The following is a 25,905-nucleotide window of genomic DNA, read 5'->3' as shown; positions in this document are numbered from 1 at the left end:
GACCCTGCCCACAGCGGAGTGGGCGCGCTAGGAAGTGGGCGCTAGGAAGCGGGCGCGGCGGCCGGGACCGGCACCAGCACGGGAAGCGGGCGCGACGGGCGGGCCGTGCGGATGGCGTCTTCGACAAGCGCCAGCGGCCGGCGCCAGGCGTCCGAGCCGGGCTCCATGGTGTCTACCACCCCGATCAGCATGGCGAGCAGCCGGAACATGTCCGTCATGGAGATATCCGTGCGCAGGCTGCCCTGACCCTGTCCGCGCACCAGCAGGACGCTCATGGACTCCATGAGTGAACCCGTGATTCCGGTGAGTAGCTCACGCCGCCCTGCCACAGCGCACAACAGGTTCGCATCGTCACTGGCGGCTGCCATGAGTGCTTCGAGGACGCGGAGCAACCCGGCGGCTGCATCAATGTCGGCCAGGGCTCCGTCCATGACCGGGTCTACGGTGAGGCGGAGTTGCCGGTTGAGCGCCGCAAGCACCAGCTCCTCCTTGTCCGCGAAGTTGCGGAACAGGGTAGCCGGGCCAACACCGGCCGTGGTGGCGATGGTCTGGAGCGGCACTTCCGGGCCAAACTCACGAAAGCACCGGCGCGCCGCCGTGATGATCTTGTCCACATTCCGCGCTGCGTCTGCGCGGAGGGGCTTGCGGGCGACTGCGAGGCTCATGCCCAAAAGGGTAGCAACGGAGCCTGCGGCCAACACGGTTACTCCGGGGTAGGCGCTTATGTGACGGGGAACATGTCCCCAGTCTCCCGCGCTGCTGCCCAAAACAGCGTGGGAGACTGGGGGCATGTTGCTTGCATTTTCTGTTGCTCCTTCAGGCATTCCCAGTGAAGGCTCCCGGCCTGGCGATGCCTCAGTGCACGACGCCGTCGCCGCCGCGGTGAAGATTGTCCGGGAGTCCGGGCTCCCCAACCAGACGGATTCCATGTTCACCACCATTGAGGGCGAGTGGGACGAAGTGTTCGACGTCGTAAAACGTGCCACCGAGGCAGTGGCACGCTACGGAAGCCGCGTCTCGCTGGTGATCAAGGCAGACATCAGGCCCGGATACAGCGGTGAGTTGACGGCGAAGGTGGACCGCCTGGAGCACGCCCTGGCACAGAAACCTTAAGACTGTCCGGAGGGGCCAAAGTATCTGGACCCCCGGGACGGTGCGTGCCAAAATGTGGCAATGTTCGAGCACAAACCCCGGCCGGAATGGATTGCCACTGAGGAGTTCCTGTCCAATACGGTGGTGCATCCGGACGCTGCGGTGCAGCAGGCCATCAGCGCTGCCGCGGAAGCTGGAATGCCGCCCATCGAAGTGGCGCCGAACTCCGGGAAGCTCCTGAAGCTCCTGGTCCAGCTGTCCGGTGCGCACCGGATCCTGGAGATCGGGACGCTCGCGGGCTACAGCACCATTTGGATGGGTCGGGGACTTCCGCGCAGCGGCACATTGGTCACTTGCGAGTACCTGCCCCAGCATGCGGAGGTGGCGTGGGCGAACATTGATGCCGCCGGGCTTGGTGAAAGGGTGGAAATCCGGCTCGGCCCTGCGCTGGATACCCTTGCTGCCCTCGAGGAAGAGGAGAGGGAGCCGTTCGACTTCATCTTCATCGACGCGGACAAGCAGAACAACAGCCGTTACCTTGATTGGGCGGTAAGACTTGGCAAGCCCGGTGCCGTCGTCGTCCTGGACAACACCATCTGGGAAGGAGCTGTCCTGGACCCGGACATCGACCCCGTTAACGCGCCCGGAATCATCGATGCCCTCAAGCTGCTTGGTGCCCATCCACGACTTGATGCCACCGTCATCCAGACCGTCGGCTCCAAAGGCTGGGACGGGTTCGCCCTGGCGCGCATCCTTCCGCAGAACAGTAAGTAAGCTGTGGAGATGCGTCCGGTGCCCCACCGGACATCTTCGATGGAGGACGTACTTGCACGCGGCACCTACTCCTGTGTTCATGGGCTCCACCCCTGCAGACCTCTCCCGATATGTTCCGCTCCTCGATTCGGTGGCTGCTTCAATCGGTGACGTTCCTGCCCTGCTGGCGCTTGCTGTCGAGGCAGGACAGACCTGGCCTCGGCCCGGTGAAGGAAGCACCGCTGTGCTGTGGGAGCTTCTGGCCTCTGTGGCGGCCACTGATGTGGCCGCAGCCCGGGTGCTGGAGCCGCACCTCGACGCCGTCGCCATTCTTGCCCAGTCCCGGCACGCATTTCCGGATGACCGGTCCATACCTGACGACGCCACGCAAGGTACGTGGGGCGTATTCGCCGCAGAGGCGCCGGGCGCCCGGCTTGAAGCGCGATCCGGGGATGCGGGCGCTGTACTCGACGGGTCCAAGCCATGGTGTTCCCTTGCCGGCCGCCTGGACTTCGCCATCGTCACCGCGCACACGGACGACGGCGGCAGGGCGGCTTTCGCGGTCAGCCTTCGCCAGGCAGGCGTGGCATGTGAGGAACCAGAGTGGATCGCGCGCGGGCTCCGGGAGATTCCCAGTGGAAGTGTCCGTTTCGACCAGGTTCCGGCCACTCCCGTGGGCGGGACCGGTTGGTACCACAGGCGGCAGGGCTTTGCCTGGGGCGGCATGGCCGTGGCGGCGTGCTGGCTGGGCGGCGCCGTGGGTGTGGCCAGGGATTTCCGCGCCGGGTTGCTTGCGGGAGCGGAGGGAGGACGGGAGCCGGACCAGGTGGCACTCGCCGCGCTCGGAGAGGTGGACCGGACCCTTACGGCAGCCCTGCAATTCCTGGCACGCACCGCGGCGGGCATTGACGACGGCACCCTCGGTGGCGGGGCAGGCCAAAGTACCTGGAGCGAGGCCAAGCGCGTCCGCGGAACTGTTGCAGCCGCCGTCGAACGCGTCCTTCATCTGGTGGCCTCCAACCGCGGTCCGGGGCCGCTCGCCTTCGACGAACCGTACGCCAAGAGGACGGCTGACCTGGCACTTTACGTCCGGCAGCATCATGGCGCACGCGATGATGCCCAACTGGGCCGGCTTGCGCTCAAGGGGGACTGCCCATGGTGACCTTTTCGCATACAGATCAGGGGACCGCCGAGGAAGCGTGGGCCGCAAGCGGACTGGCTGCGGCGCCGGAACTGCCGCTGGATCCGGCCGAACTGGCGGGCATGCGCTTCGTGGTCCTGGCAGCGCATCCTGACGACGAAACGCTGGGGGCCGGCGGGCTCATGGCCTCACTTGCGGCGCTGGGAGCGGCGGTCGAAGTCGTGCTCTGCACAGCGGGGGAAGGGTCGCACCCGGATTCGCCCACCACCAAGCCGGAACAGTTGGCCCATACCCGACTCACTGAGTTCGCAGCCGCCCTGGCCGCCTTGGGACTGGAGGGCCGCTGGACGTTCATCGGGCTGCCGGACCGCGGACTCGGAAGGCACACCGAAGCCATCGCCCGGGCTGTCCGCGAGGCCGCCCGGCGGCTTCCCGGCGATCCGGCGCGGCTTGCCATCGTGGCACCGTACCGCGGTGACGGGCACGGTGACCATGACGCGCTTGGCGCAGCAGCAGCCGACGTGGCGCGGCAGGACGGCCATGCACTGCTGGAATACCCCATCTGGTTTTGGCACTGGGCCACGCCCCGGAACCGGGAATGGCAGCGGTGGCTCCGTTTCCATTTGGATGAACCTGCCCGCGGAGCCAAGAAGCAGGCCATGGCGGAGCACGCAACACAGGTGCAGCCATTGTCTGCTCTTCCCGGCGACGAAGCACTGCTGAGCGGGCTGTTCCTGCAACACTTCTCACGCGGCTATGAGATGTTCGCCTGGACAGCCGCGCCCATTTCATCCGGGCGGCCGCACTCCAGCAGTGACGCCGAACTGGTCTTTGACGGCGTCCATGACGGTTCCGAGGATCCCTGGAATTACAGCAGAAGCTGGTACGAGCGGCGCAAACGCGCACTCACCCTTGCAGCCCTGCCGGCGGAATCCTATGAACGCGGCCTGGAAGTGGGCTGCTCCATCGGGACGTTGACGGCGGAACTGGCTACGCGGTGCCGCAACCTTCTGGCGGTGGACGCGAGCGGAACCGCCGTGCGGCGGGCCAGCCAACGGCTGGAGAACAGGGCCGGGGTCCAGGTGGAGCAGCGCGTCCTGCCGGGAGCCTGGCCCCAGGGAACCTTTGACCTGCTGGTGGTTTCCGAAGTGGGCTACTATTTCGCGGTTAAGGAGCTGGCGCAGTTATGGGACCGGGTGGAAACGTCCCTGGAACCCGGCGGAATCCTTCTCCTGTGCCATTGGCGGCATCCCATCAACGGGTGGGAGCTGGATGGGGACACTGTCCACGCGCTCGCCAGACAACGACTGGGGTGGCGGACCGCAGGGCTGTACCAGGAACGCGACTTCGTGCTGGAAGTCCTCATTGCCCCCGACAATGCGGTGACGATATGACGCCGACCGCTGTTGGGGGAGAGGCTCCGAGGCACCCGGCAACCCACGGCAACAACAGAATCCAGCAGATTGCCGTTGTCATTCCCGTATACAACGAGGAGCAGCACCTGGAACGTGCGCTCACCGCAGTCCAAAGTGCGGCCGACCGGGCGGAGCGGGAACTTCCCGGTGTGGCGGTGCAGGTGGTGGTGGTCCTGGATAGCTGCACCGACCGGTCCGCGGCGATAGCTGCGGCAGTCGCCGGGGAGGACGTGCGGTTTGTGGTCCTGCCGGCGAGCTTCCGAAGTGTGGGAAAGAGCAGGCAGGCCGGGGTCGGTACGGCCTTGGGGAACGTAAGAAGTTCTTCCACCGGCGACGGGTTGGCGGGCATGTCCCTGCGCGGGGTTTGGCTCGCCAACACAGATGCCGATTCCTGCGTGCCTCCACACTGGCTGGTGCGGCAACTGGAACTGGCTGCACTCGGTTTCGATGTTGTCCTTGGCACGGTGCAGCCGGACCCCCATGGCATGCACCACGAGCTGTTGGCCCGCTGGCATGCGCGGCACGCCGGCACCGAGGATCACTCCCATGTGTACGGCGCCAACCTTGGAGTCCGTGCCTCTTCCTACCTCGCTGCAGGTGGCTTCCCCGGCGTCGATTTCGATGAAGACCAGGCGCTGGTCAACAGGCTTCGAAGCAGCGGCGCGGGCATTGCGGCCACCGACACCACACGGGTCCTCACATCAGGACGGACTGTGGGGCGGGCGCCGCGGGGCTTCGCCGCATACCTCCTGGCGCTGGCCAGGCCATAGGCGCCGGGCACGGCCGGGCAGGACGAGGATGCAGGAAGGGCTGCTGCCTGCGGCAGCAGCCCTTCTTGCTGGAGGGATGCTTCTTTCCAACAGCCCTTCGGCCTTACGGGTTTTTGACTCCCTAGCAGGCTTGGTGCCTGCCGGCTGGCTAAGCGGTCTTTAGACCAAGTCCGGTGCGCTGGCCACTATGTAATCCGCCGCAGCCGGTCCGGTCATTGAAAGGTTGTTGTTGTCCGGATCGATTCCAGCATCCTGCATGGCCTCCCACAGGGCGGCCGGCGGCTGAAGCTTTGCCTTGTGCAGGAGGCACCAACTCGTGTAAAGGCCATACAGCTCGTCGCGTCCGAGGCCCAGTCCGGGCTCCCTGTCCGCGACAACTGCTTCGGCAAGAAAATTTTCAAAATGGGTAGCGGGCATGTCCACTCATAAGGGTTCGACCTTGATCCCGCCGTCTGCTTCAGCGGCCCCGCCGGTCCCGGAAGGATCCGGGCGAGGTATTCAAAAATTATTGCAGTTCAGCGCGCTTTGTCCAGTTACAGCCTGGACGCGGAAAGTTTGAGGGGGCCGACGGCGACTGGGGGGACTGGCCTCGGTCTCAGAAGAGGCCATCTCACCGCCGACCCCGCATTGCCCCGGATTCCATGCACCCGGGAAACCAAACAGGACCTACAAGATGAATTTTCCTCCATCTCGAAGGTCCTGCCTAGTCCCCCTGCGCGGCGGGTGTGCCTGCCTGGTTAAGCGCTCCCGCGGCTCCGGTTCCCGTCATCGGGTTCTCCGTTGCCGGCGCGGTGCTGCACTTTTTCACGGATCCGGTCGCGGTGGCTTTCCCCGGGGCGGGGTCCGTTCTGCCCGTCGCCGCTGTGCTGACCGTCCTGGTTGTCACCGGAACCGTCCTGGCCGCCTTCCGAACTGTACTTCTCCCGGAGTTCCCGGCCGTGCTTGATATCTTCGTCGATCTGCTTCTGCAGTTTTTCGCTCTTCTTGGTGTCCCGCGGCGGCAGCTGGATGGTTTCCTCGGCCTTGATGCCGGCCTGGAGTTCACGCGCACGCTCCACCTCAGCGTCGAACTCGGCGCCGAAAAGAAGCGACATGTTCAGGATCCAGAGCCACAGCAGCATGATGATCACACTGCCCAGCGCGCCGTAGGTCTTGTTGTAGTTGCCGAAGTTACCCACGTAGAAGCCGAAGCCCAGTGAAGCGATCAGGAACACGACCAAGGCGATCGCGGAACCCATGCTCATCCAGCGGAACTTGGGCTGCTTGACGTTGGGGGTGCCGTAGTAAAGGACGGCGATGATGGCGATGATCAGGATGACCATGACCGGCCATTTGGCGATGTTCCAGACCATGAGGAAGGGACCGCTCAGCCCGATAAGGCCTCCCACTGCCTCGGACACCGGCCCGCTGAGGACCAGCATGCCGGCCAGCAGTGCCACGATAACCACGGCAAGGAGGGTGATGGCGAGCATGGTGCTGCGCAACTTCACGAAGGCACGGCCCTCATCCACCTCATAGATCCGGTTCATAGCCCGGCCGAAACCGCCCACATAACCTGACGCTGACCACAGGGCGGTGAGGAGACCGATGACCAGGGTGAACCCGGCCGCCGGCGCGCTGGTCAGTTCCGATATGGGGCCGCTGATGGTGTTAACAGTTTCTGCGGGAGCGAAGCCACGCACGATCTCCAGCAAGGCATTGGTGGTCTTTTGCGGATCACCAAAAAGCCCAAGCAGTGAAACCAGGGCCAGCAGGGCGGGGAACAGCGAGAGAACCGCGTAATAGGTCAGGCCTGCTGCCAGGTCCGGGCACTGGTCCTTGCTGAACTCCCGGAGGGTCTTCTTGGCGATGTATTTCCAGGACGGTTTCTCCAAGTCCCTGGGGCTGTCAGGTTTCCGTGTGTCGTTCGGATCCGGAGCCTGGCCCGCCTTGGCGGTGCTGGTCTCGGAATCGTCGTGAGTGGCCATGGGGGTCCTCTCAATCAGGGGGCGAAGCCAACAGGCCGGACCGCGGGAGCGGTGCCGGCCTGTTGGACAGGGCTGTTGCCTTTGCGGTTCTCTGACCGGCCGGACTAGGTGTTTTGGACGTTGTCTTTGGCGTCGGTGGCGCGGTCTTTGACGTCGGTGGCGGCTTGTTGGCCTTCGGTCTTGACGTTTTGGGCGGCGTCGGTGGCGGTGGCCTTGACGTTTTCCACGGCTTCCTGGGCGGGTTCCTTGAGGTCCTGGGCCATGGTTTTGGCGGCATCGGTGACCTGGGTTGCCAGGGGCTGGGCGGCGGTTTTGAGTTGGTCCGCGGCTTCGCGTTCTTTGTCGCTGGCCGGGATCAGGGAGGAGATCAGCATGCCGGCGCCGAAGGCGATTAGCCCTGCGGCCAGCGGGTTGCCGGCGGTCTTGGCTTTGACCTGGTCCGGGGCGTGGGAGACGGCCTGGCCGGCGTCGGAGAGTTTCGCGGAGACGGTGTCTGATGCCTGGTGCAGGCTGTCCCCGGCGGTGTTCATGGCGTTGGTGGTGTGCCCGGCGCCGGTGGAGGTGGTGTCGTGGACTTTGGTGGTGGCGGTGTCTGCTGCTCCCATGATTTTCTCCTTCACCCCGGTCACGGCGTTCTTGACGGTGCCGGTGACTTTGTCGGTTTGGCGGTGGACGATGTTGGACGGGGTGACCTTGTCGGCCACGGCGTCCACGTTGGTGCCCAGGCGTGCCCGGGTGGCTTCTATGTCTGCGCGGATGACGTCAGGGTTGTCGCTCATCGGTTTACCTCACCTGGTTTTAGGGTTGGGGGTATTTCTGAGAGGGTTTCCCCGGTTTGGGGCAGGCCCTTGATCTGCTTGAGTTCCTTGCGGCCGATGGAGGCCAGGACGGCGGCGATGATCGCCCAGATCACGGCGACGATCAGCGCGGACCAGCCCAGCGGCATGATGGCGCCCAGGGCCCACATCAGGGCCAGGGACAGGAAGAGCAGGACGAAGTGTCCGCCCACCCCGGCGCCGGCGAGCATGCCGGCGCCCTTGCCTGCCCGGGAGGTGGACTGCTTGAGTTCGGCCTTGGCCAGCTCCACTTCCTGGCGCATCAGGGTGGACAGGTCCCGGGTCACGTCCCCGAGCAGCTCGCCCAGGGACGCGTTGTCCGCTTTCACATGCGCCGCGCTGGGCGGCGACTCCGGAATCTGGCTACTCATCACAGACCACCCGTCTGGCCGCCCCGGGTGCGGTCCTGGGTGAGGGGATCGTTTGCCATGGGATCGTCGGCGAGGGCGCGGTCACGGAGCGGGTCGTCCGAGAGATGGTTTCCTGACCAGGGCTCTTCCACGAGCTCAGGGCTGTCCAGGCCGCTGGCCGGACCTACTGCCTCCGGATAGCTGCTGCCCGGTGCGCCGCCGTCGTAGCCGGCCGTTGTGGTGGCCGGGGCGGGGCAGCTGGACCGGCGGGGGCGGAACCGTCCCGCCCGCAACGGGGTACGACTGGTTGTACTGGTCGCCGTAGGCGGCGCCGGAGTACTGGCCGGACACGCCCGCTGCACCGGTGCCGGCAGTGGATGTTTCGGGTGCGCCTGCGGTGAGGCCGCGGGTGAGGCGTCCTGCGAGGACGCCGGCGCCTGCGGCGAGGAGGAGGAATGTTCCGGGCCGGTTGCGGGCGAACCGCTGGACCTCGTTCAGGAGGTCACCCGGCTCCCGGTTTTCCAGCCAGGTGGCCATCGAGGAAGTGCGTTCTGCCGCCTGGCGGACCAAGTCGCCGGCCATGCCCTGCTGGTCCGGGGCGCTGGCCATGCTGTGCAGCTGGGTGGAGATGTTGCGGATGCCTTCCGCGGCCTTCTGCTGCTGGGTGCCTGCCTGGCTGGTAAGGCCGGACTTTGCCTGGTGCAGCAGGTCCTGCGCGTTGGCCTTCGCCTCATGCGCCACATTCGCGGCCTCGCTCTTGGCAGTCTCGGTCACATTCTGCGCCGATCCTTTCGCAGTGCGGGCTACGTCCGCGGCCTCTTCCTTGGCCGCATCCTTGCGTGATGAACCAGAGGAGTCACCGGCCTGGGCATAGCCGGACTGGCTGTCACCGGCGAGGGGAGCGGCGGTGGATGGGAAGGTGGCGGGCTCCCGCTCGCCCGGAATTCCTGTACTGGCCGGAGGAGCCGTGTAAGCGGGATCCTCGGACCATTGGTTCTCTGTCATCTTCGCTCTCTCTTTCCAAGAAGGCCGGTTGTTGATTAAGAACCAGCAATACTGGCCGTAAAATGATAAGCATGGTTACTAATAAAAGGTAAGTACCCTTGCTAAGCGAGTTATAACCGTTCCAAAAATGTCAGCCGGAATGGCGAGGGCCTGCCCGGTCACAACGAAGTGGAAAGTGGTGGGAAAAAATGGATACAGCTCCATGGGTGTGGGTGGTAGTTGCCGTTGTCGTAGTGGTGCTGATCGTGGTGCTGCTTCTGGCCGGGGGAAGGCGCCGGAAAGCGATGCAGCAGAAGCGCGACCAGGAACACCGGGAAAAGGCCGCCGAGATCCGGCGTGAAGCCGAGAACATGGAAATCGACGCCCGCGAACGGGAAGCCAAAGCCATCCGGGCGCGCGCAGATGCCGAGCAGGCCAAGGTTGATGCAGCACGGCTGCAAAAGGAAGCGGAACAGCGCAACCAGGAAGCAGAATCCCTGCGCGGCGACGTTGCCAGCCATGCACGCAAGGCGGATGAGATCGACCCCGACGCCGGACGGAACGGGGAGCGGCGCCATGACGCCCGTTCCGGGCACGACGCAGGGTACGCGGACGGTGGGCGCCTGGATGCCGGCCGTGCGGACACCGGGCACTCCGAGGCCGGATATTCCGACGCCGGGCACCCTGGCGCCGGGATTGGCCATGGCGCGCACCACGAGGCTTCCGCCGCCGGCGCCGATGTAGATCCTGAGGCCGGGTCAGGGCGGAGGCGCCAACCTGACAGCGGTGACAGCTCCACCGGGCACGGTGAACGGGGCGAGGGAAACCCGCGCATCTGAACCGGGCGGCCTGCGGAGAATCAGTCGCCGGCTTCTAGGGCCGGCGCGGCCTGAGGACGGGGGAAGGGTTGACTCCTTCCCCCGTTCCCATGCCTGCGAGGAGTTCCTTGACGGCGTCCACGGAGGACACGGTTGGCTCCCATCCCAGGATCCGCCGGGCGCGGCCGGTGTCCATGATGGGCGCGCCGGCAGCCATCTCAACCCACCCGGAGTCGGTCGGTTGGATTCTTGCCCTCCAGGTCAGGTCCACTACGGCGTGGAGCAGCCGCATGGGTATGGGCAGGATTCTTTTTGCGCCAAGAATGCGGGCCAGCTCCTGGGGATTCAGTACAGGCTCGGCGGCGATGTTGAAGGCGCCGCTGGCGCGCTGGTCCACCACCCGCCAATACGCGTCTGCAACGTCGTCTGCGTGGACTGCCTGGAAGATGAGGTTGTCTGGAACCGGCAGCAGCGGAATCCACGGTTTGCGGGGGACGAGCCGCGGAAAGGCATGACCCAGGAAGTACCGGCCGATCTCACTTCCGGCGTGGCCCTGGAAAATGAGCCCCGGCCGCAGCCTCGCCACCGCAATGCCTGGCTGGGCGGCAGCGAACTCATCAAGCAGCTTCTCCTGCTCTGCTTTGTGCCGGCTGTAGTGGGAGCCGGCCATTCCGGTTGCAGGCCAGGTCTCATCCCTGCGCCGGTCCTTGTCCGCTTTGGTGTAGGCGCCTACGGAAGAAGCGCAAACAACCTGCTTTACGCCCACCCCCGCGGCAGCTTGGAGCACATTCTTCGTGCCGGTGACATTCGTGCGGTGCAGGAGGTCCAGATTACGGTTCGGCTGGATCTGCCACGCCAGGTGGACTACCGCATCGACGCCTGTGAGGGCCTTCTCCAGCCGCGGCCCGTCCTGTTCCAGGCCAACGTCCAAGGTGTGCCACTGCACACCCACATAGGGCGCCACGGAAGTGTCGGGCAGCCTGCGGCTGATACCCACAAGCTCAAGGCTGCCGGGCTTCCGTGCCAACTGGTCCTGCAGCTTGCGCAGCAGTGCTGTTCCGGCGTTTCCGCTGGCTCCCGTAATGGCGATGCGCATGGCAAACACTCCTTGGCGGGTTGGTCCGATCTTTGCCTACAAGCCGAGCCTACAGCGGAGAAGGATTGTTTTATAAGCAACCTTATGATTTGCTGCTTCTAAGTCTTGCCGCAGGCTTTCGGAACCAGACCGAGGGAAACCAACACTCATGCCCGAATCCTTTGCCGCACTTGTCGCGGATGCTGCGCCTGTCCACCAACAACAGCCGGAACCGCCGCAACAACAAGCTCCTCCTGCCACCTCCGGACGGTTGCGGGAGGCGTTCGAAAACGACCTGGTCCTCCGGTACCTGGACCTCGCCGAAGCCCTTGCTGCCCGTTTTGAAGCGCGGGGAAGGGAGCGGGCGGACTTGAACCAGGTGGCGTATCTGGGCCTCGTGAAAGCAGCGCGGGGATTTGACCAGGCCAAGGGTGAGAGCTTCCCCGCCTACGCCGCTCCCACCATCACCGGCGAACTCAAGAGGTACCTTCGGGACCGGACATGGGTTGTCCGCCCGCCGCGCCATATTCAGGACCTGCGGACCCGGCTGTTCAGGGCCGAGCCTGAATTGACCCAGTTGTTGGGCCGGAGCCCCAGTGTGGCGGAACTGGCCTGTGAGCTGGACACTGATCCGGCCGACGTGCAGGAAGCAATTTCGGCGTCGAGCAGCATGCACCCTGATTCCCTTGACGCCGTGAACCCGAACTCGGACGCTCCTTCCATCGGCGAGGTGCTGGCCTGCCCGGAAACCCCACTGGAGCGGCTTGAGGAACTCGCCTGCCTGCGGGACGCCATGCAGGACCTGGACGATTCCGACCGCGAGCTTTTGTACCGCCGCTACTTCTGCGAGGAAACGCAGGTGCAGCTGGGGAAGCGCCCTGGGGATGTCGCAGATGCAGGTATCGCGCCGCCTGGCAAAGGTGCTGGTGGAACTGCAGCGGCGCCTGGAGGCGAGCGCCCAGTTTGGACGGCCCGAGGATGCGGCCGGCAAGGCAACAGCATCCAGCGTGGGGGAGGCTGACCGTATGGGCAGCCCGGTGGCGTCGTTCCGCCAGTCCAGGAGCGCCAGGCACCAGAGCATTGCCCGCACGGTAGCAGGCCGTCGCCTTGGCGGCGCGAGGACCAGGTAGCTGCCGTCCCCGCACACGGCTGGACCGCTTCTGACGACGCCGGAACGCGGCTCCGGAGGCACCGGAACGGTCCGCCTGGAAAACTGGAAGAAGCCCTAGCGGCAACCAATTCCTATCTTGCCTGTTCAACCCCGCCTGAGAACCGGCTTCTGCAGCCGAAAATGCCTGCGGTCCTGTTTAGGAGCAGCAGCAGGAGGGAACAGATTGGTTATGGAAAGCTCTGAATCCTCCAAGCTCCGGGCTGTCCTGTTCGACCGGGACGGGACCCTGGTGGTCGACGTGCCCTACAACGGGGACCCCGGCAAAGTACAGCCCATCGACGGTGCCAAGGCGGTGTTGGACAGCCTGCGGGCGGACGGCATCGCCACCGGCGTGATCAGCAACCAGTCGGGCATTGCCCGCGGCCTGATTACGGCCGAAGACGTGGCAAAGGTCAATGCACGGGTGGAAGAACTGCTGGGACCATTCGATGTGTGGGAGGTTTGTCCGCACGGCGAGCAGGACGGCTGCGAATGCCGCAAACCTGCTCCCGGCATGGTGCACAGTGCCTGCCGCAAACTGGGGATCACCGAATCCCAGGCAGCCCTGATCGGGGACATAGGGGCGGACGTGGGGGCCGCCGAAGCGGCCGGAGCCACGGGAGTCCTGGTTCCCACCCCCGTGACGCGCGCAGAAGAGGTGGCTGCCGCGCGGCTCGTCGCCTCTGATCTTGCGTCCGCCGTCGGTCTGCTGCAGGGGACGGCCTGATGGGGCGCGTCCTGGTGGCCCGGCTGGACAGCATGGGCGATGTCCTGCTGGCCGGTCCTGCCGTCCGCGCAGTGGCAAACGGGCGGGCCCAGTATGGGGGCAGCACCAACCATGTGGTGATGCTGTGCGGCCGGCAGGGTGAAGCTGCGGCCGCCATGCTCCCGGGGGCAGCGGAGGTCTACAGCTGGGACAGCCCCTGGATCATGAACCCGGCACCCAGGATGACGGGGCCGCACGCTGACAGGCTGATCGAGTACGTCCGCAATTCCCGGATCACCGAAGCCGTCATCCTTACGTCCTTCCACCAGTCGCCGCTGCCGCTGGCGCTTTTGCTGCGGCTGGCCGGCGTGGAGCGCATCACAGGGGCCTCGACCGACTATGCAGGCTCCCTGCTGGACGTGCGGCTCAAGCCCGGCGAGGACTTTCCCGAAGACCAGCCAGAGGCGGAACGGGCGCTGGGCATTGCCGAAGCGGCAGGTTTCCGGCTCCCGCCGGGCGACGACGGGAAACTGCACGTCAACTCCGTCCCCGATGTGTCGGACCTGGTAGGTGACGAGCCATACGTCGTGGTCCACCCGGGAGCCGCCGTCCCGGCCAGGGCATGGCCCCCGTTGCACCACGCGGCCGCCGTCGAACTCCTCCAAGGTGCCGGGTACCGGGTGGTGGTGACCGGCGGACCCGACGAAAAGTCGCTGACCGCCACGGTGGCTGGACCCTCGGCCCTGGACCTGGGCGGGCGCACCGATCTTTCAACCATGGCAGGCGTCATGGCAGGCGCTGATGCCGTGGTCAGCGGCAACACCGGCCCGGCCCATCTGGCTGCAGCGGTGGGCACCCCGGTGGCCTGCCTGTTTTCCCCCGTGGTTCCGGCGATCCGCTGGGCGCCCTACGGTGTGCCCCTGGAATTGCTGGGGGACCAGAACGCGCCCTGCCGCATGTCCCGCGCCCGGGTCTGCCCGGTCCCCGGCCATCCCTGCCTCGACTCGGTCTCGCCGGAAGAAGTGGTGGGGGCCGTGGACCGCCTGATCAGCGGAGTGAGCTCCTTCAGCACCCACGTGAGTACCCGTAGAAAGGCCCGCAACAGATGAGAATCCTGCTCTGGCATGTCCACGGTTCCTGGACGGACGCGTTTGTCCGCGGCCGGCATGAGTACCTGCTTCCCGTCCTGCCCGAAGGTGGAGCCTGGGGACTCGGCCGCGCCGACAGGGACTGGCCGGAATCCGTGCGGGAGGTGGATCTGGCGACGCTCGATGCCGACGCCGTGGACGCCGTCGTACTCCAGCGCCCCGAAGAGATCGACGAAGTGGCCCGGACCTTGGGCCGGATGCCCGGCGTGGACCTGCCTGCAGTGTTCGTGGAGCACAACACGCCCAAGGGCAACTTCCCGAACATCAGCCATCCGCTCGCTGACCAAAACAGCATCCCCGTTGTGCACGTAACCCACTTCAACCGGCTGGCCTGGGACAACGGCTCCGCTCCCACGATCGTGATCGAGCACGGCATCCCCGACCCCGGCCGGCTCTACACGGGGGAGCTGCCCGAACTGGGCGTCGTGATCAACGAGCCTGTCCGGCGCGGCAGGGTCACGGGAACCGACCTGCTGCCCGCCTTCGCTTCCGTGGCGCCGCTGCAGGTGTTCGGCATGAAAACGGACGGCCTGGCGGCAGCCACCGGCATCGACGCGGCGCAGCTAAGCGCCAGGGGCGATCTGAAAACCCTGGAACTGCACCGCGAACTCGCCCGCTGCCGGGTCTACGTGCACCCGATGCGCTGGACATCGCTTGGGCTGTCCCTTCTGGAAGCCATGCACTTGGGCATGCCGGTGGTGGTGCTCGCAGCCACTGAGGCCCCCCGGGCCGTGCCGCAGGAGGCCGGCATTGTTTCGGCGGACGTTGACGAACTGCTCCGCTGTGCGGCCAAGCTGGTCGCCAATCCGGATGAGGCCCGACGGCGGGGGGTCGCCGCCCGGGAGGCGGCGCTGGAGCGTTACGGCCTGGGCAAGTTCCAGGACCGCTGGGATGAGCTGCTGGCGGACCTGCGGACCCGGCCCAGGCACACCGACAACGAACGTCCGGACGAGCGGATCCTCGTTCCGGCACGGGAGAGGAAGACCCCATGAAGATCGCCATGATTTCCGAGCACGCCAGTCCGTTGGCGGCGCTGGGCGGGGTGGATGCCGGCGGGCAGAACGTGCATGTTGCCGCGCTGTCAGAAGCCCTTGCCAAGCGGGGCCACCATGTCACCGTCTACACCCGCCGGGACGCAACGGAGCTCCCCGAAAGGGTCCGGGTGGGACGCCGCCTTGAGGTGGTCCACGTGGATGCGGGTCCCGCCCGGCACGTACCCAAGGACGAACTGCTGCCCTACATGGGCCAACTCGCCGACGGCGTGGCCAATGACTGGGGTCAGCGGCCACCGGACGTGGTGCACGGCCACTTCTGGATGTCCGGTCTGGCTGCCCTCGACGCAGCCCGCCGGCCGGACACCGGATACCGGGTGCCGATGCTGCAAACATTCCACGCGCTGGGAACCGTCAAACGGAGGCACCAGGGCGCTGAGGACACCAGCCCGGAGGCGCGCCGCTGGCTCGAACCCGGTGTGGGGCGCTCAGCGGACCGGATCATTGCCACCTGCTCGGATGAGGTTTTCGAGCTCAAGGCCATGGGCATCGCCACTGGCAAGATCTCCATTGCGCCCTGCGGCGTGGACCTGGGCTTCTTCTCGCCGGAGGGGCCGGCTGCTGCACGAAAGCGCCGCTACCGGATCCTGTCGGTGGGGCGGCTGGTTCCGCGGAAAGGCGTGGACCTTGTGATTCGCGCCCTCCCGTACCTCAAGGCCGCGGGCTTCGACGACGTCGAACTCCTGATCGTGGGCGGCGGCGGCGACTCGAACCTGATGCACGCCGATCCTGAGATCCGCCGCCTGCTGGACCTCGCCGCCGACCTCGGCGTGTCCGAACAGGTGACGCTGCAGGGCCAGGTGTCGCGGGCCGAAATGCCCGGCATCTTCCGCAGCGCTGACGCCGTGGTGTGCGCACCCTGGTACGAGCCCTTCGGCATCGTGCCGCTTGAGGCCATGGCCTGCGGAGTGCCCGTGGTGGCCGCAGCCGTGGGAGGGCTCCGGGACACCGTGGTGGACCACGCCACTGGGCTGCACGTGCCGCCCCGGGACCCCGAAGCCATTGCGTCGGCACTGTCACTGCTGCTGGAAAACCCCAGCCTCAGGGCACAACTCGGGCAGGCGGGAGAACGGCGCGCCCGCACCAGGTACTCCTGGGACCGAGTGGCCGCGGAAACGGAAAAGGCCTACCAGCTCGCCGTGGCCAGTGTGAAAACAAGCGCCCCCGCGGGCGCACAGGCCGGGATCATACCGATGGAAGGAGCCGCACTGTGACTGCCGAATCGTCCCTGCGCGAATCAAACCTGCGTGAAGCGGACCTGCGCACCCTGATCACGCCCCCGGCACTGCCTGCAGTGCTCCCCGGCGCCACGTTCGTCGACCCCGCCAGCGCCGACGCCGTCCGCGCCCACCTGGACAACGTGGTCCCGGCCTTGGAATCCCTGCGCAGCCAGTCCGGCCGGCTCGCCGCCTGGGGAGTGGAGCTGGCCGTGCGCCTGCTCCGCGGCCAGCGGCTGCTGGCGGCAGGAAACGGCGGTTCCGCCGCGGAAGCCCAGCACCTGACCGCCGAACTGGTGGGCCGGTTCGACACGGAGCGGGTACCCTTCTCCGCAATCTCACTGCACGCGGAGTCGTCCGCCGTCACGGCGATCGCCAACGACTATGGGTTTGACGACGTCTTTGCCCGGCAGGTGCGCGCGCATGGCCGCTCCGGCGACGTGCTGATGCTGCTGTCCACCAGCGGCAAGAGCCCCAACCTGCTGCGTGCTGCGGAAGCGGCCTCCCGCCTCAACGTGACCACCTGGGCCCTCACCGGCTCCGGCCCCAATCCACTGTCGGAGGCCTGCGACGAGGCGGTCATGATCGACGCCCTGAACGCCAACGCGCAGGAAGGCCACCTGATTGCGCTGCATGCGGTATGCCGCGCCTTCGACCTTGAGGTGGCCCGGCACACCCCGTCCATGGCCGCCACGGTGCAAGGACGCCGGCCATGAGGATCGTCGTAGTGGGCGACGTGATGCTCGACGTCGATCTTTCCGGTGAGGCAACACGGCTCAGCCCTGACGCTCCCGTTCCCGTGGTGGACGTTTCGGGTGTCCGCCGCCGCGCAGGCGGCGCGGGCCTGGTATCGCGGATGCTGGCGCAGGACGGCTGGCCGGTCACTTTGGTGACGGTCCTGGGGGATGACGACGCCGGCAACCAGCTGCGTGGGCACCTCGCCGGGGTGCGGCTCGTGGCGGGGACCAGCGGCTACCCCTCGCCGGTCAAGACCCGCGTCCGTGCAGGTTCCCATCCGGTGGTCCGCTTCGACCAGGGCTGCGAAAAGACCCCCGTCCCCGACGTCACCCCGGCCATGCTCCGTGCCGTGGAGAAAGCCGGCGTGGTGATCGTTGCCGACTACGGCAGGGGACTGGCAGCCAACCCTCAGCTGCGAAACCTGCTCGCCCGGCTTGCCGCCGACGTGCCCATCATCTGGGATCCGCACCCCGCCGGCCCTGACCCTGTCCCCGGCGTCGCGGTCGTGACCCCCAACATCTCCGAAGCCACCCGGGCAGCGCAGTCCGGCGGCGGAAGCGTTCCCACGTCCGCGGACCCCGCCGCGGCCGTCGGGGAGGTCCTGCTGGAGCGCTGGCGCAGCCAAGCCGTCCTGGTGACCAAGGGCGAGGAGGGGGCCGTCCTGCTGCGGCAGGGGGAGACCCCCCACGCCGTTCCCGCGCCAAGGGTGGAGGCCGGCGACCCCTGCGGTGCCGGCGACCGCCTGGCCGCCAGCCTTGCGGTGCACCTCCTGGCCGGCCGCGACCTGCCGGAAGCAGCCGGCCTGGCAGTCCATGACGCCGCCGACTTCCTGGCGGCGGGCGGAGTTTCAGCGCTGCCGGACACCGGCGAGACCGATGCCGCGGCTGGAACTCCACGCCCTGCGCCTGTGCCGGCACGGCGGACCACCGAACCGCTGTTGCTGGCCCGCTCGGTGCGTGAAAACGGCGGAAGGGTAGTGGCCACCGGTGGCTGTTTCGACCTGATCCACGCGGGCCACATCCGTTCCCTCAGCGCCGCCCGGGAACTGGGCGATTGCCTCATCGTGTGCCTGAACTCCGATGACTCGGTCCGGCGGCTCAAGGGTCCGGAGCGGCCCATCATCGGCCAGCACGACAGGGCGGAACTGCTCCTGGCCATGGAGTGCGTGGACGCGGTGATGGTCTTTGACGAGGACACTCCCGAAGCGGCGCTGGACCGGCTCCGCCCCGACATCTGGGTGAAGGGCGGCGACTACAAGGGCGCCCGCCTGCCCGAGGCGGACCTGGTGGAAAGCTGGGGCGGACGCTGCCTCACTGTCCCCTTCCATCCCGCCCGCTCCACTACCGGCCTGGCGGATGCCCTCGCCAAGGTCAGCTGAACCTGCTTACTGATCGACTTGTTTTCCCCATTGAAAGGAACACCATGACTGCAGAACCAACTGCAACTGCCTCCACCACGCCCGGCCGCGTCCTGGTCACGGGAGGTGCCTCCGGACTGGGGGCCGCCGTCGTCGAAGCCGTCCTCCGTTCAGGAGGCACCCCGGTGGTCCTGGACCGCGACATCAGCAGCGTCTCCGGCGTGAAGGCGTTCGAAGTGGATGTGGCGGACCGCGCCGCCGTGGAACAGGCGGTACGTGAAGCCGCAGAGACGCTTGGGGGCCTGGACGCCGTGGTTACCGCGGCCGGGATCGATCGTTGCGGCAAGCTCGCCGACGTCGAAGCCACCGAGTGGGAAAAGGTCATCGGGGTCAACCTGATGGGCACCGTCTCCACAGTGCGTGCGGCCCTGCCGTACCTGAAGGAAACCCACGGCCGCGTGGTGACCGTGGCCTCCACCCTGGGCAAGCGCGCCGTGGCCGACGCCACCGCCTACTGTGCTTCCAAGTTTGGCGTGGTGGGCTTCAGCCACGCACTGGCCGCGGAAACCGGCGGCCAGATCGGGGTCACCACCATGATCCCCGGCGGCATGAAGACCCGGTTCTTCGATGACCGCACCGAACAGTACAAGCCGCAGGACGATTCCCGGCTCAACGACCCCGCCAACACCGCGCAGGCCATTCTCTTCGCCCTCAACCAGCCCACCGGCTGCGAGGTCCGCGAAATGCTGATCTGCCACGAAGAAGAAGGCTCCTGGCCCTAAGCCGGGGACCGGCCACCACACCTTGGCGGCACGGCAGGACCACCAACACCGACATACCAGCAGCGAAAGGCGGGAGGAACACCATGCCCACCACAGCCACCGAAACAACCGCAGGCAATGAAACAGTCGAGGGCGCCGGCATCACCATCGAGGACCCGCGAACCGGTGAGATGCTCTGGACGGTGCCCGCGGCGGGACCGGACGCAGTAAACGATGCCGTGAACGTGGCCCGCCGGGCTGCGCCAGGCTGGGCAGCAACCGCTCCCGCCGAACGTGGCACCGCCCTCCGCGCCGCCGCCAAGGCGCTCGAGGCTGCCGCCCAGGAACTCGCCGGACTGAACGCCAGCGAGACGGGACGGCCGGAAGCGGAGGCGCTGGCAGGCATTGCGGCCGGCGTTTCCACCCTGGAGCAATATGCCGAGCTGGGCCCGGTCCAGCGCGGCCACAGCCTCCGCGGCAGCCGGCTCGCCACCGACTACACCATCGCTGAACCGCGCGGAGTGGCGGTCCTGCTGACCCCGTGGAACGACCCCGTAGCCGTGGCCTGCGGACTGATCGGCGCCGCACTGGTCACCGGCAACGCTGTGATCCACAAGCCCAGCGAACGCTGCCCCCGCCTGGGGGAGGCGCTGGGCGAGGTCCTGGCGCCGGCCTTCCCAGCGGGCGTCTTCCTGACCCTCTCCGGAGGTGCAGAAGTTGGGGCGGCCCTGTCCCAGGCCGAGGTGGACGTAATCGCCCACGTCGGTTCCAGCGCATCCGGTGCCCGGATAGCCCAGGCGGGAGCCCTCACCGGCGCACATGTCATCAGGGAAAACGGCGGCAACGACCCGCTGCTGGTGGACCGCGATGTGGATCCCGTCTGGGCGGCTGAGCAGGCCGCGATCGGCGCGTTCAGCAACAGCGGGCAGATCTGCACCTCCGTGGAACGGATCTATGTCCACCGCGATATCGCCGAAGAATTCTGCCATGCCTTGGAGGCCGAGGCAGCACTCCGGAACGTCAACGGCACAGTGGCGCCGCTGGTGGACCGGCGGATGCGCGATGCCGTCCATGCACATGTTGCCGGCGCCCTGGCGCAGGGCGCCCGGGCGGTTGAAGGCGGGTCGGTGCCGGATGGGCCGGGCTCGTTCTACCCCGCCACCGTCCTGCTCGGTTGCACCGACGGAATGCAGGTGGTGACCGAGGAAACGTTCGGCCCGGTGGCCCCGGTGCAGGTGGTGGACACATTCGACGACGGCCTGCGCCTGGCCTGCAGCGGCAAATACGGGCTGGCCGCCACCGTCCTGAGCAGCAACATCGGACACATCCAGCAGGCCGTGGCCGCGCTGCCCGTGGGAACCGTGAAGGTCAATGCCGTGTTTGGCGGCGCCCCCGGAGGTGCAGCGCAGCCCCGCGGCGAGAGCGGTGCGGGGTTCGGCTACGGGCCCGAGCTGCTGGACGAGTTTACCCAGGTCAAGGTGGTGCACATTGAAGCGCCTCCGGCGGCCTTGGCTTCCGGACCGGGCTTCAGCCCCGATGAACAGGACCTGCCGTGAGTGGGTCCCCGGAACCTGTCGATCTCTCCACCCAGCGGGCGCTGTCCGACTGGCTGCCGGGCCGGCTGGCCGCGGAACAGCCGTCAATCCTGGTGATCGGTGACGTGATGCTCGATGGCTGGTGGAGCGGCAGCATTGAGCGTCTGTGCCGGGAAGCCCCGGCGCCGGTGGTGGATATCCAATCCCGCGAATCCGTTCCGGGCGGAGCGGCCAACACCGCCATGAACCTGGCCGCGCTCGGAGCCAAGGTTTCCGTTGCGGGGATCATCGGCGCCGACGACGCGGGCGAGGACCTCCGTGGGCAGCTTGCCGCCGCAGGCATCGATGTCCAGCACCTGCACACGCACCAGGACATGGTCACCACCACCAAGATCCGGATCAGCAGCGGGGGGCAGGTGATGCTGCGCCTCGACGACTCAGCCAAGGCTGTCCCCGCAGACGCCCTCGCTGCGCTCGCCGCCTCGGTCCGCGCCGCCGTCGAACGCCAGGATGCCGTCCTGGTGTGTGACTACGGAACCGGTGTGGTGGCTGACCCCGTCCGCACGGCACTGGCCGATGCCGTGGGCGGCGGGGCTGCCGGAACCAACCGCCCGCTGGTGGTTGTTGACGCGCACGACCCCCGGCTATGGGCCGCCCTGAAACCCGACCTGGTCACCCCGAACGCGCTGGAAGCCGCGCGGTTGCTGGACCGGAAGCTGCCGGAAGGCCAGGAACGGGTTGAAGTGGTGGGCGCGGAGTCCGCGGCCCTGCTGGAGGGCACCGGCGCGCGGGCGGTGGTGGTCACCCTGGACCGGGACGGCACCGTGCTGTTGACGCCCGACGGCGTGCGGCACCGGACGTGGGCACGGCCCGCAGCGGAGAAACAGGCATCAGGGGCGGGCGACACGTTTGTTGCGGCCCTGACGCTGGCGCGGGCGGCCGGGCTGCCGCTGACCGCCAGCCTGGACCTGGCCCAGTCGGCGGCCGACGTGGTGGTCCATCAGCCCGGGACGTCCGTATGCAGCACGGCGCAGCTAAGCCGCTACCTGGAGGCCTTTGCCGACACGGCGCTCAGCGCGGACGAGCTGGAACGGCAGATGGAGCTGCACCGGGCCCAGGGCCAGCGGATCGTGCTGACCAACGGCTGTTTCGATGTGCTGCACAGCGGCCACACCCGGTACCTGAACCAGGCAAAGCAGTTGGGTGACGTCCTGGTGGTGGCTCTGAACAGCGATGACTCCGTGCGCCGGCTGAAGGGTGCCGGCCGGCCCATCAACAACATGGCGGACCGCGCGGCGGTGGTGGCCGCGCTTAGCTGCGTCGACTACGTGACGGTGTTTGATACGCCCACGGCCACACCGCTGATCCGGCGGCTCCGGCCAGAGGTGTATGCCAAGGGCGGGGACTACACGCCCGAAATGTTGGAGGAGACGCCGGCCGTGGAGGAGTACGGCGGCCGCATTGCGATCCTGGACTACGTGGCCGAGCGGTCCACCACGGCCGTGGTGAACAGGATCCGGGACGGCAAGGGGGCACCGAGCCCGGTCAACTAGGGCCTGTGCATCTAATGTTGAGGCATGACTGAAGCGGGGCACGGGTAATGGGCAAACGCGGAAGGTCAGGAGGCCGGAGCCGGCCCGTGCCGGGCGTGGTGGAGGTAGCGAATGGTTCCGCGGTGGGCGGTCCCGTGGAAGGCGTCTACTACATTGACACCGGCGACTGCGAGCTGATCGCGGACCAGGACAACTCCACCGGGTGGCTCCTGAAGATCAACGGCGTGATGAGCTCCCACATCGATCTTGCCGACCCGCTGTTCCTGGACTTCGAGTACATGCGGTGGATGGCGGCGCTCATTGAGTCCCGCTGGCCGCCGTCGTCCTCCACTGGTTCCCCTGATGGACGCGGCCAGAAGCTCCGCGGCTTGCAGGAGCACAAGCTGCGCGGGCTGCACCTGGGCGGCGGCGCCTGCTCCATGGCGCGGTACTTTGCCGCCGCATACCCGGACGCACGGCAGGTGGTGGTGGAACTGGACGGGAAGCTGGCCGAGTACGTGCGCGGCTGGTTCGACCTTCCCAAGGCGCCCTTGCTGCGGATCCGCGTGGGGGAGGCCCGCGCCGTGACGGAGACGCTCACCGCACACACCCGTGACTTCATCATTCGTGATGTCTTCGCAGGCGCGCACACCCCGCGGCCGCTCACCACTGCGGAGTTCACCGCCCACGCCAAGCGTGTCCTGGCGCCCGGCGGCCTGTATGTGGCCAACTCGGGCGACGCCCCGGACCTCAAGAATGCAAGGGAGGACGCCGCCACCATCGCGGCGGCCTTCAAGCACACCGCCATCATCGCCGACCCCGCCATGCTCAAGGGCAGGCGCTACGGGAACATGGTCATGGCCGGCAGCGACGTGCCCTTCGGTGACGACCCGCAGCTGCGCCGCCGGCTCCTCGGTGGTGCGGTCCCGGCGCACCTCTGGGATGACGCCCAGGTCCGGGCATTCGCCGCCGGCACCCCGGTCCGCCACGACTTGCCATCGATTGCTCCGTAACTGCCGTTTTCGGCCTCCAAAACGGCAGATACGGAGCAGTCGATGAGGACTAACCCTTGCCCAGGAGCGCCGCGCGGTGCTCTGCCATACGGTCCTGGAGGGCGTGCACGACGGCGGCCACCGCGGGGCGGCGCATCGAGTCAGGGCGCAGGACCATCCAGTAGGGGAGCAGTTCTCCGATCTTGTCGGGCAGCAGCCGGACCAGGTCGTCGTGGAGGTCGGCCATGAAGCAGGGCAGGAAGCCCACGCCGGCACCGGCCCGGGTGGCCTCGACGTGGACGAACACGTTGGTTGAGGTGAGGCCGTCGCGCATGGCGGGAACCAGCCGCCGGGGCGCGTCGAGGTCGTCCACCTGCAGCATCGAATCCACGAAGTAGACCAGCGGGTGCTGGTTGAGTTCGGCCACGGTAACCGGCATCCCGTGCTCGGCCAGGTAGGCGCGGGAGGCGTACATGCCCAGGCGGTATTCGCCCAGCCGGACGGCCTGGGCGCGGTGCACCTGGGGTTCACCCACCACCACCTCGATGTCCAGCCCGGACCGCTGCTGCAGCGCGCGGCGGGTCATGGTCACCACTTCCACGCTCAGGCCCGGGTGGTCCCGGCGCAGCCGCGCCACGGCAGGAGCGGCTATGTAGGCGCTGAAGCCATCCGTCGCGGTCATGCGTACGACGCCGGCGATGGGGTCGGGTGCCTGGCCGGCGGGCCCCAGCGTGCCCAGCACCGCCTCCACCTGTTCCGCCGCACGCACCGCCTGTTCGCCAAGTTCCGTCAGCTCCCAGCCTCCGGCGGCGCGGCTCAGGACCCGGCCGCCGAGCGCCTTCTCCAGCCCGGCGATCCTGCGCGAGACTGTGGTGTGGTTCAGGCCCAAAGCCTGGGCCGCCGTCGTAAATTTTGCCGAGCGGGACACCGCGAGGAGGACCAGCAGGTCATCGGGGTTCGCATTCATATCTGCAATTGTGCACATGCCGACTGCCTCTTTGGCCATTGAAGTGCCTCACTTGTGCAGGAATACTCAGCTGGGTCACCTGTGCTGGAGATCACAGCGCGTGTCAATGTGGACACTAGGAGAAACAATGAGCGTAGAGCAGCGCCCGGCCAACGACGCCGGGCATGCACCCGAAGGATCAGGACTGAAGAGGATTGTTGCCGCCTCCATGGTGGGCACCGTTGTGGAATGGTACGAGTTCTTCCTCTACGCCACCGCTGCCACCCTGGTCTTCGGCAAGTACTTCTTTCCGTCCACGGGCAATGACCTGGACGGAATCATCCAGGCCTTCCTCACCTACGCCGTGGGCTTCATCGCCCGTCCCCTGGGCGGCATCGTGTTCGGCCAGGTCGGTGACAAGCTGGGCCGCAAGCCCACCCTGCAGCTCACCATCGTGATCATCGGCATCTCCACATTCCTGATGGGCTGCCTGCCCGGCTTCGCCGACATCGGATACCTGGCTCCGGCACTGCTGGTGGCCCTGCGCTTCATCCAGGGCTTCGCGCTGGGCGGCGAATGGGGCGGTGCTGTCCTCCTGGTGGCCGAACACAGCCCCAACAAGACCCGCGCCTTCTGGTCCAGCTGGCCCCAGGCCGCCGTCCCGGTGGGCAACCTGCTGGCCACCCTGGTGCTGTACATCATGTCCACCACCCTCAGCAGCGAGGCGTTCCTGGGCTGGGGCTGGCGCGTGGCGTTCTGGCTCTCGGCCGTGATCGTGTTCGTGGGCTACTACATCCGCACCAACGTCAGTGAGTCACCGATCTTCCTCGAAGCCAAGGAACTGGTGGAGAAGGAACAGGCCGTCAGCTACGGCGTCTTCGAGGTCCTGCGCAAGTACCCCAAGGGCATCTTCCAGGCCATGGGGCTGCGGTTCGCGGAAAACATCATGTACTACCTGGTGGTCAGCTTCGCGATCGTCTATCTGAAGAGCGTGCACAAGTACGACACCTCCTCGCTGCTGCTGGCGCTGCTGATCGCCCACGTCATCCACTTCGCGATCATCCCGCAGTACGGCCGCCTGGCAGATCGGATCGGACGCAAGCCCGTCTACCTGGCCGGCACTGTCCTGGGCGCCACCTGGCCGTTCTTCGCGTTTCCGATGTTTGATACCCGGAACGCAGTCGTCATCGTCCTCGCCGTGACCATCGGCCTGTGCCTGCACGGCCTGATGTACGCAGGGCAGCCGGCCATCATGGCCGAGATGTTCCCCACCCGCATGCGGTACTCCGGTGCCTCCCTCGGCTCGCAGGTCACGTCCATCTTCGCGGGCTCGCTGGCGCCGCTGCTGGCCACCCAGTGGCTGAAGGACACCGGATCCTGGGTGCCCACCGCCATCTACCTGGTGGTTGCGTGTGCAATTACCGCCGTGGCCGTGCTGAGTCTGAAGGAAACCAAGGGCATTGCGCTGGAGGACGTGGACAAGGAAGATGCTGCCCGTGAGGGCCTGTTGACCGCAGGGCGCCGCTGAGCCGCCTGTTGGGCTGATGTAGCCGTTGGATCTTTTGGCGCA

27 protein-coding genes are annotated in these 25,905 nt (G+C 67.0%); 18 read left to right on the top strand and 9 right to left on the bottom strand.

The features are described 5' to 3' along the window. Positions 1-41: 41 nt before the first annotated feature. The gene (locus QF031_RS18040) at positions 42-665 is read right to left on the bottom strand and encodes a TetR/AcrR family transcriptional regulator (protein ID WP_307431345.1); all 624 of its coding nucleotides are present in this window, start codon (positions 663-665) and stop codon (positions 42-44) included. A gap of 124 nt (positions 666-789) precedes the next feature. On the opposite strand from QF031_RS18040, the gene QF031_RS18035 reads away from it, so the two are divergent. From QF031_RS18035 to QF031_RS18015, 5 genes are all read left to right on the top strand, one after another. Beyond that, a complete protein-coding gene (locus QF031_RS18035; protein ID WP_307431341.1) occupies positions 790-1,113 on the top strand; it encodes a thiamine-binding protein in 324 nt (107 codons plus the stop codon). Between the two features lie 60 nt (positions 1,114-1,173). Next, positions 1,174-1,866, top strand: coding sequence for an O-methyltransferase (locus QF031_RS18030; RefSeq protein ID WP_307431338.1), 693 nt, complete (start codon positions 1,174-1,176; stop codon positions 1,864-1,866). 79 nt (positions 1,867-1,945) lie between these two features. Beyond that, on the top strand, positions 1,946-3,007 hold the full coding sequence (locus QF031_RS18025) for a hypothetical protein (RefSeq protein ID WP_370874573.1): 1,062 nt from the start codon (positions 1,946-1,948) through the stop codon (positions 3,005-3,007). After that, positions 3,001-4,380: a PIG-L family deacetylase gene (locus QF031_RS18020; RefSeq protein WP_307431332.1), complete on the top strand. Its 1,380-nt coding sequence runs from the start codon at positions 3,001-3,003 to the stop codon at positions 4,378-4,380. Before QF031_RS18025 ends, QF031_RS18020 begins: the two co-directional genes overlap by 7 nt. Continuing rightward, complete coding sequence (locus QF031_RS18015; RefSeq protein WP_307431329.1) at positions 4,377-5,171, top strand: glycosyltransferase; 795 nt, start codon at positions 4,377-4,379, stop codon at positions 5,169-5,171. Before QF031_RS18020 ends, QF031_RS18015 begins: the two co-directional genes overlap by 4 nt. Positions 5,172-5,330: 159 nt before the next feature. On the opposite strand, the gene QF031_RS18010 is transcribed toward QF031_RS18015, so the two are convergent. From QF031_RS18010 to QF031_RS17990, 6 genes are all read right to left on the bottom strand, one after another. Next, entirely contained in the window at positions 5,331-5,588 is a 258-nt protein-coding gene (locus tag QF031_RS18010; RefSeq protein ID WP_307431326.1) for a hypothetical protein, read from the bottom strand. A gap of 320 nt (positions 5,589-5,908) precedes the next feature. Next, complete coding sequence (locus QF031_RS18005; protein WP_307431324.1) at positions 5,909-7,138, bottom strand: YihY/virulence factor BrkB family protein; 1,230 nt, start codon at positions 7,136-7,138, stop codon at positions 5,909-5,911. A 104-nt stretch (positions 7,139-7,242) separates the two neighbouring features. After that, on the bottom strand, positions 7,243-7,917 hold the full coding sequence (locus tag QF031_RS18000; RefSeq protein ID WP_307431320.1) for a DUF3618 domain-containing protein: 675 nt from the start codon (positions 7,915-7,917) through the stop codon (positions 7,243-7,245). Beyond that, complete coding sequence (locus QF031_RS17995) at positions 7,914-8,345, bottom strand: phage holin family protein (protein WP_307431317.1); 432 nt, start codon at positions 8,343-8,345, stop codon at positions 7,914-7,916. The genes QF031_RS18000 and QF031_RS17995 overlap by 4 nt, the downstream gene beginning before the upstream one ends. Next, positions 8,345-8,476: a hypothetical protein gene (locus QF031_RS21495; protein ID WP_370874535.1), complete on the bottom strand. Its 132-nt coding sequence runs from the start codon at positions 8,474-8,476 to the stop codon at positions 8,345-8,347. The genes QF031_RS17995 and QF031_RS21495 overlap by 1 nt, the downstream gene beginning before the upstream one ends. Positions 8,477-8,480: 4 nt before the next feature. Continuing rightward, the gene (locus QF031_RS17990; RefSeq protein WP_370874534.1) at positions 8,481-9,329 is read right to left on the bottom strand and encodes a hypothetical protein; all 849 of its coding nucleotides are present in this window, start codon (positions 9,327-9,329) and stop codon (positions 8,481-8,483) included. A 188-nt stretch (positions 9,330-9,517) separates the two neighbouring features. Between QF031_RS17990 and QF031_RS17985 the strand changes: the two genes are divergently transcribed. Continuing rightward, on the top strand, positions 9,518-10,147 hold the full coding sequence (locus QF031_RS17985; RefSeq protein ID WP_307431314.1) for a hypothetical protein: 630 nt from the start codon (positions 9,518-9,520) through the stop codon (positions 10,145-10,147). 34 nt (positions 10,148-10,181) lie between these two features. Here the strand turns inward: QF031_RS17985 and QF031_RS17980 are convergent, their stop codons facing one another. Beyond that, positions 10,182-11,222 carry an NAD-dependent epimerase/dehydratase family protein gene (locus tag QF031_RS17980; RefSeq protein ID WP_307431312.1) on the bottom strand — a complete coding sequence of 347 codons (1,041 nt, stop codon included), beginning with the start codon at positions 11,220-11,222 and terminating at the stop codon, positions 10,182-10,184. 148 nt (positions 11,223-11,370) lie between these two features. On the opposite strand from QF031_RS17980, the gene QF031_RS17975 reads away from it, so the two are divergent. The 11 genes from QF031_RS17975 (at position 11,371) to QF031_RS17925 (ending at position 23,410) form a co-directional block, all read left to right on the top strand. After that, positions 11,371-12,222, top strand: a complete 852-nt coding sequence (locus QF031_RS17975; RefSeq protein WP_370874532.1) for a sigma-70 family RNA polymerase sigma factor — start codon at positions 11,371-11,373, stop codon at positions 12,220-12,222. 319 nt (positions 12,223-12,541) lie between these two features. After that, on the top strand, positions 12,542-13,078 hold the full coding sequence (locus QF031_RS17970) for a D-glycero-alpha-D-manno-heptose-1,7-bisphosphate 7-phosphatase (protein WP_307431309.1): 537 nt from the start codon (positions 12,542-12,544) through the stop codon (positions 13,076-13,078). Next, positions 13,078-14,166 carry a glycosyltransferase family 9 protein gene (locus QF031_RS17965; protein WP_307431307.1) on the top strand — a complete coding sequence of 363 codons (1,089 nt, stop codon included), beginning with the start codon at positions 13,078-13,080 and terminating at the stop codon, positions 14,164-14,166. Before QF031_RS17970 ends, QF031_RS17965 begins: the two co-directional genes overlap by 1 nt. Beyond that, entirely contained in the window at positions 14,163-15,197 is a 1,035-nt protein-coding gene (locus QF031_RS17960; protein WP_307431304.1) for a glycosyltransferase, read from the top strand. Before QF031_RS17965 ends, QF031_RS17960 begins: the two co-directional genes overlap by 4 nt. Further along, positions 15,194-16,471 (top strand): glycosyltransferase, encoded by a 1,278-nt coding sequence (locus tag QF031_RS17955; RefSeq protein WP_307431301.1) that lies wholly within the window; start codon positions 15,194-15,196, stop codon positions 16,469-16,471. The genes QF031_RS17960 and QF031_RS17955 overlap by 4 nt, the downstream gene beginning before the upstream one ends. Continuing rightward, positions 16,468-17,190 carry a D-sedoheptulose-7-phosphate isomerase gene (locus tag QF031_RS17950; RefSeq protein WP_307431298.1) on the top strand — a complete coding sequence of 241 codons (723 nt, stop codon included), beginning with the start codon at positions 16,468-16,470 and terminating at the stop codon, positions 17,188-17,190. Before QF031_RS17955 ends, QF031_RS17950 begins: the two co-directional genes overlap by 4 nt. Further along, entirely contained in the window at positions 17,187-18,590 is a 1,404-nt protein-coding gene (locus QF031_RS17945) for a PfkB family carbohydrate kinase (RefSeq protein WP_307431294.1), read from the top strand. The genes QF031_RS17950 and QF031_RS17945 overlap by 4 nt, the downstream gene beginning before the upstream one ends. 44 nt (positions 18,591-18,634) lie before the next feature. Continuing rightward, positions 18,635-19,351, top strand: a complete 717-nt coding sequence (locus tag QF031_RS17940; RefSeq protein WP_307431292.1) for an SDR family oxidoreductase — start codon at positions 18,635-18,637, stop codon at positions 19,349-19,351. Positions 19,352-19,434: 83 nt separating this feature from the next. Beyond that, positions 19,435-20,886, top strand: coding sequence for an aldehyde dehydrogenase family protein (locus QF031_RS17935; RefSeq protein ID WP_307431289.1), 1,452 nt, complete (start codon positions 19,435-19,437; stop codon positions 20,884-20,886). Beyond that, on the top strand, positions 20,883-22,418 hold the full coding sequence (gene rfaE2, locus QF031_RS17930) for a D-glycero-beta-D-manno-heptose 1-phosphate adenylyltransferase (RefSeq protein WP_307431286.1): 1,536 nt from the start codon (positions 20,883-20,885) through the stop codon (positions 22,416-22,418). Before QF031_RS17935 ends, rfaE2 begins: the two co-directional genes overlap by 4 nt. Positions 22,419-22,465: 47 nt before the next feature. After that, positions 22,466-23,410, top strand: coding sequence for a spermidine synthase (locus QF031_RS17925; protein ID WP_307431284.1), 945 nt, complete (start codon positions 22,466-22,468; stop codon positions 23,408-23,410). A gap of 49 nt (positions 23,411-23,459) precedes the next feature. Here the strand turns inward: QF031_RS17925 and QF031_RS17920 are convergent, their stop codons facing one another. After that, positions 23,460-24,356 (bottom strand): LysR family transcriptional regulator, encoded by an 897-nt coding sequence (locus QF031_RS17920; protein ID WP_307431281.1) that lies wholly within the window; start codon positions 24,354-24,356, stop codon positions 23,460-23,462. A gap of 127 nt (positions 24,357-24,483) precedes the next feature. Here QF031_RS17920 and QF031_RS17915 point away from each other — a divergent pair, with 127 nt between their 5' ends. Next, entirely contained in the window at positions 24,484-25,863 is a 1,380-nt protein-coding gene (locus tag QF031_RS17915) for an MFS transporter (protein WP_307431277.1), read from the top strand. The last annotated feature ends 42 nt before the right edge of the window (positions 25,864-25,905 follow it).

It is taken from the genome of Pseudarthrobacter defluvii (assembly GCF_030816725.1).
In the GTDB taxonomy this organism is placed as follows: Bacteria; Actinomycetota; Actinomycetes; order Actinomycetales; family Micrococcaceae; genus Arthrobacter; species Arthrobacter defluvii_A.
The sequence above is the reverse complement of the archived record's forward strand: the minus strand, read 5'-3'. Positions and strand labels throughout refer to the sequence as shown.

What these genes read in the sequence shown, in the direction of transcription:
- QF031_RS18010 (WP_307431326.1), bottom strand. Translation starts at nt 5,588, where the DNA reads ATGCCCGCTACCCATTTTGAAAATTTTCTTGCCGAAGCAGTTGTCGCG.
- QF031_RS17970 (WP_307431309.1), top strand. Translation starts at nt 12,542, where the DNA reads ATGGAAAGCTCTGAATCCTCCAAGCTCCGGGCTGTCCTGTTCGACCGG.
- QF031_RS18005 (WP_307431324.1), bottom strand. Translation starts at nt 7,138, where the DNA reads ATGGCCACTCACGACGATTCCGAGACCAGCACCGCCAAGGCGGGCCAG.
- QF031_RS18040 (WP_307431345.1), bottom strand. Translation starts at nt 665, where the DNA reads ATGAGCCTCGCAGTCGCCCGCAAGCCCCTCCGCGCAGACGCAGCGCGG.
- QF031_RS17965 (WP_307431307.1), top strand. Translation starts at nt 13,078, where the DNA reads ATGGGGCGCGTCCTGGTGGCCCGGCTGGACAGCATGGGCGATGTCCTG.
- QF031_RS17960 (WP_307431304.1), top strand. Translation starts at nt 14,163, where the DNA reads ATGAGAATCCTGCTCTGGCATGTCCACGGTTCCTGGACGGACGCGTTT.
- QF031_RS17925 (WP_307431284.1), top strand. Translation starts at nt 22,466, where the DNA reads ATGGGCAAACGCGGAAGGTCAGGAGGCCGGAGCCGGCCCGTGCCGGGC.
- QF031_RS18025 (WP_370874573.1), top strand. Translation starts at nt 1,946, where the DNA reads ATGGGCTCCACCCCTGCAGACCTCTCCCGATATGTTCCGCTCCTCGAT.
- QF031_RS17975 (WP_370874532.1), top strand. Translation starts at nt 11,371, where the DNA reads ATGCCCGAATCCTTTGCCGCACTTGTCGCGGATGCTGCGCCTGTCCAC.
- QF031_RS18020 (WP_307431332.1), top strand. Translation starts at nt 3,001, where the DNA reads ATGGTGACCTTTTCGCATACAGATCAGGGGACCGCCGAGGAAGCGTGG.
- QF031_RS18015 (WP_307431329.1), top strand. Translation starts at nt 4,377, where the DNA reads ATGACGCCGACCGCTGTTGGGGGAGAGGCTCCGAGGCACCCGGCAACC.
- QF031_RS18000 (WP_307431320.1), bottom strand. Translation starts at nt 7,917, where the DNA reads ATGAGCGACAACCCTGACGTCATCCGCGCAGACATAGAAGCCACCCGG.
- QF031_RS17995 (WP_307431317.1), bottom strand. Translation starts at nt 8,345, where the DNA reads ATGAGTAGCCAGATTCCGGAGTCGCCGCCCAGCGCGGCGCATGTGAAA.
- QF031_RS17940 (WP_307431292.1), top strand. Translation starts at nt 18,635, where the DNA reads ATGACTGCAGAACCAACTGCAACTGCCTCCACCACGCCCGGCCGCGTC.
- QF031_RS17980 (WP_307431312.1), bottom strand. Translation starts at nt 11,222, where the DNA reads ATGCGCATCGCCATTACGGGAGCCAGCGGAAACGCCGGAACAGCACTG.
- QF031_RS17985 (WP_307431314.1), top strand. Translation starts at nt 9,518, where the DNA reads ATGGATACAGCTCCATGGGTGTGGGTGGTAGTTGCCGTTGTCGTAGTG.
- QF031_RS17955 (WP_307431301.1), top strand. Translation starts at nt 15,194, where the DNA reads ATGAAGATCGCCATGATTTCCGAGCACGCCAGTCCGTTGGCGGCGCTG.
- QF031_RS17945 (WP_307431294.1), top strand. Translation starts at nt 17,187, where the DNA reads ATGAGGATCGTCGTAGTGGGCGACGTGATGCTCGACGTCGATCTTTCC.
- QF031_RS18030 (WP_307431338.1), top strand. Translation starts at nt 1,174, where the DNA reads ATGTTCGAGCACAAACCCCGGCCGGAATGGATTGCCACTGAGGAGTTC.
- QF031_RS18035 (WP_307431341.1), top strand. Translation starts at nt 790, where the DNA reads ATGTTGCTTGCATTTTCTGTTGCTCCTTCAGGCATTCCCAGTGAAGGC.
- QF031_RS17920 (WP_307431281.1), bottom strand. Translation starts at nt 24,356, where the DNA reads ATGAATGCGAACCCCGATGACCTGCTGGTCCTCCTCGCGGTGTCCCGC.
- QF031_RS17915 (WP_307431277.1), top strand. Translation starts at nt 24,484, where the DNA reads ATGAGCGTAGAGCAGCGCCCGGCCAACGACGCCGGGCATGCACCCGAA.
- QF031_RS17990 (WP_370874534.1), bottom strand. Translation starts at nt 9,329, where the DNA reads ATGACAGAGAACCAATGGTCCGAGGATCCCGCTTACACGGCTCCTCCG.
- QF031_RS17935 (WP_307431289.1), top strand. Translation starts at nt 19,435, where the DNA reads ATGCCCACCACAGCCACCGAAACAACCGCAGGCAATGAAACAGTCGAG.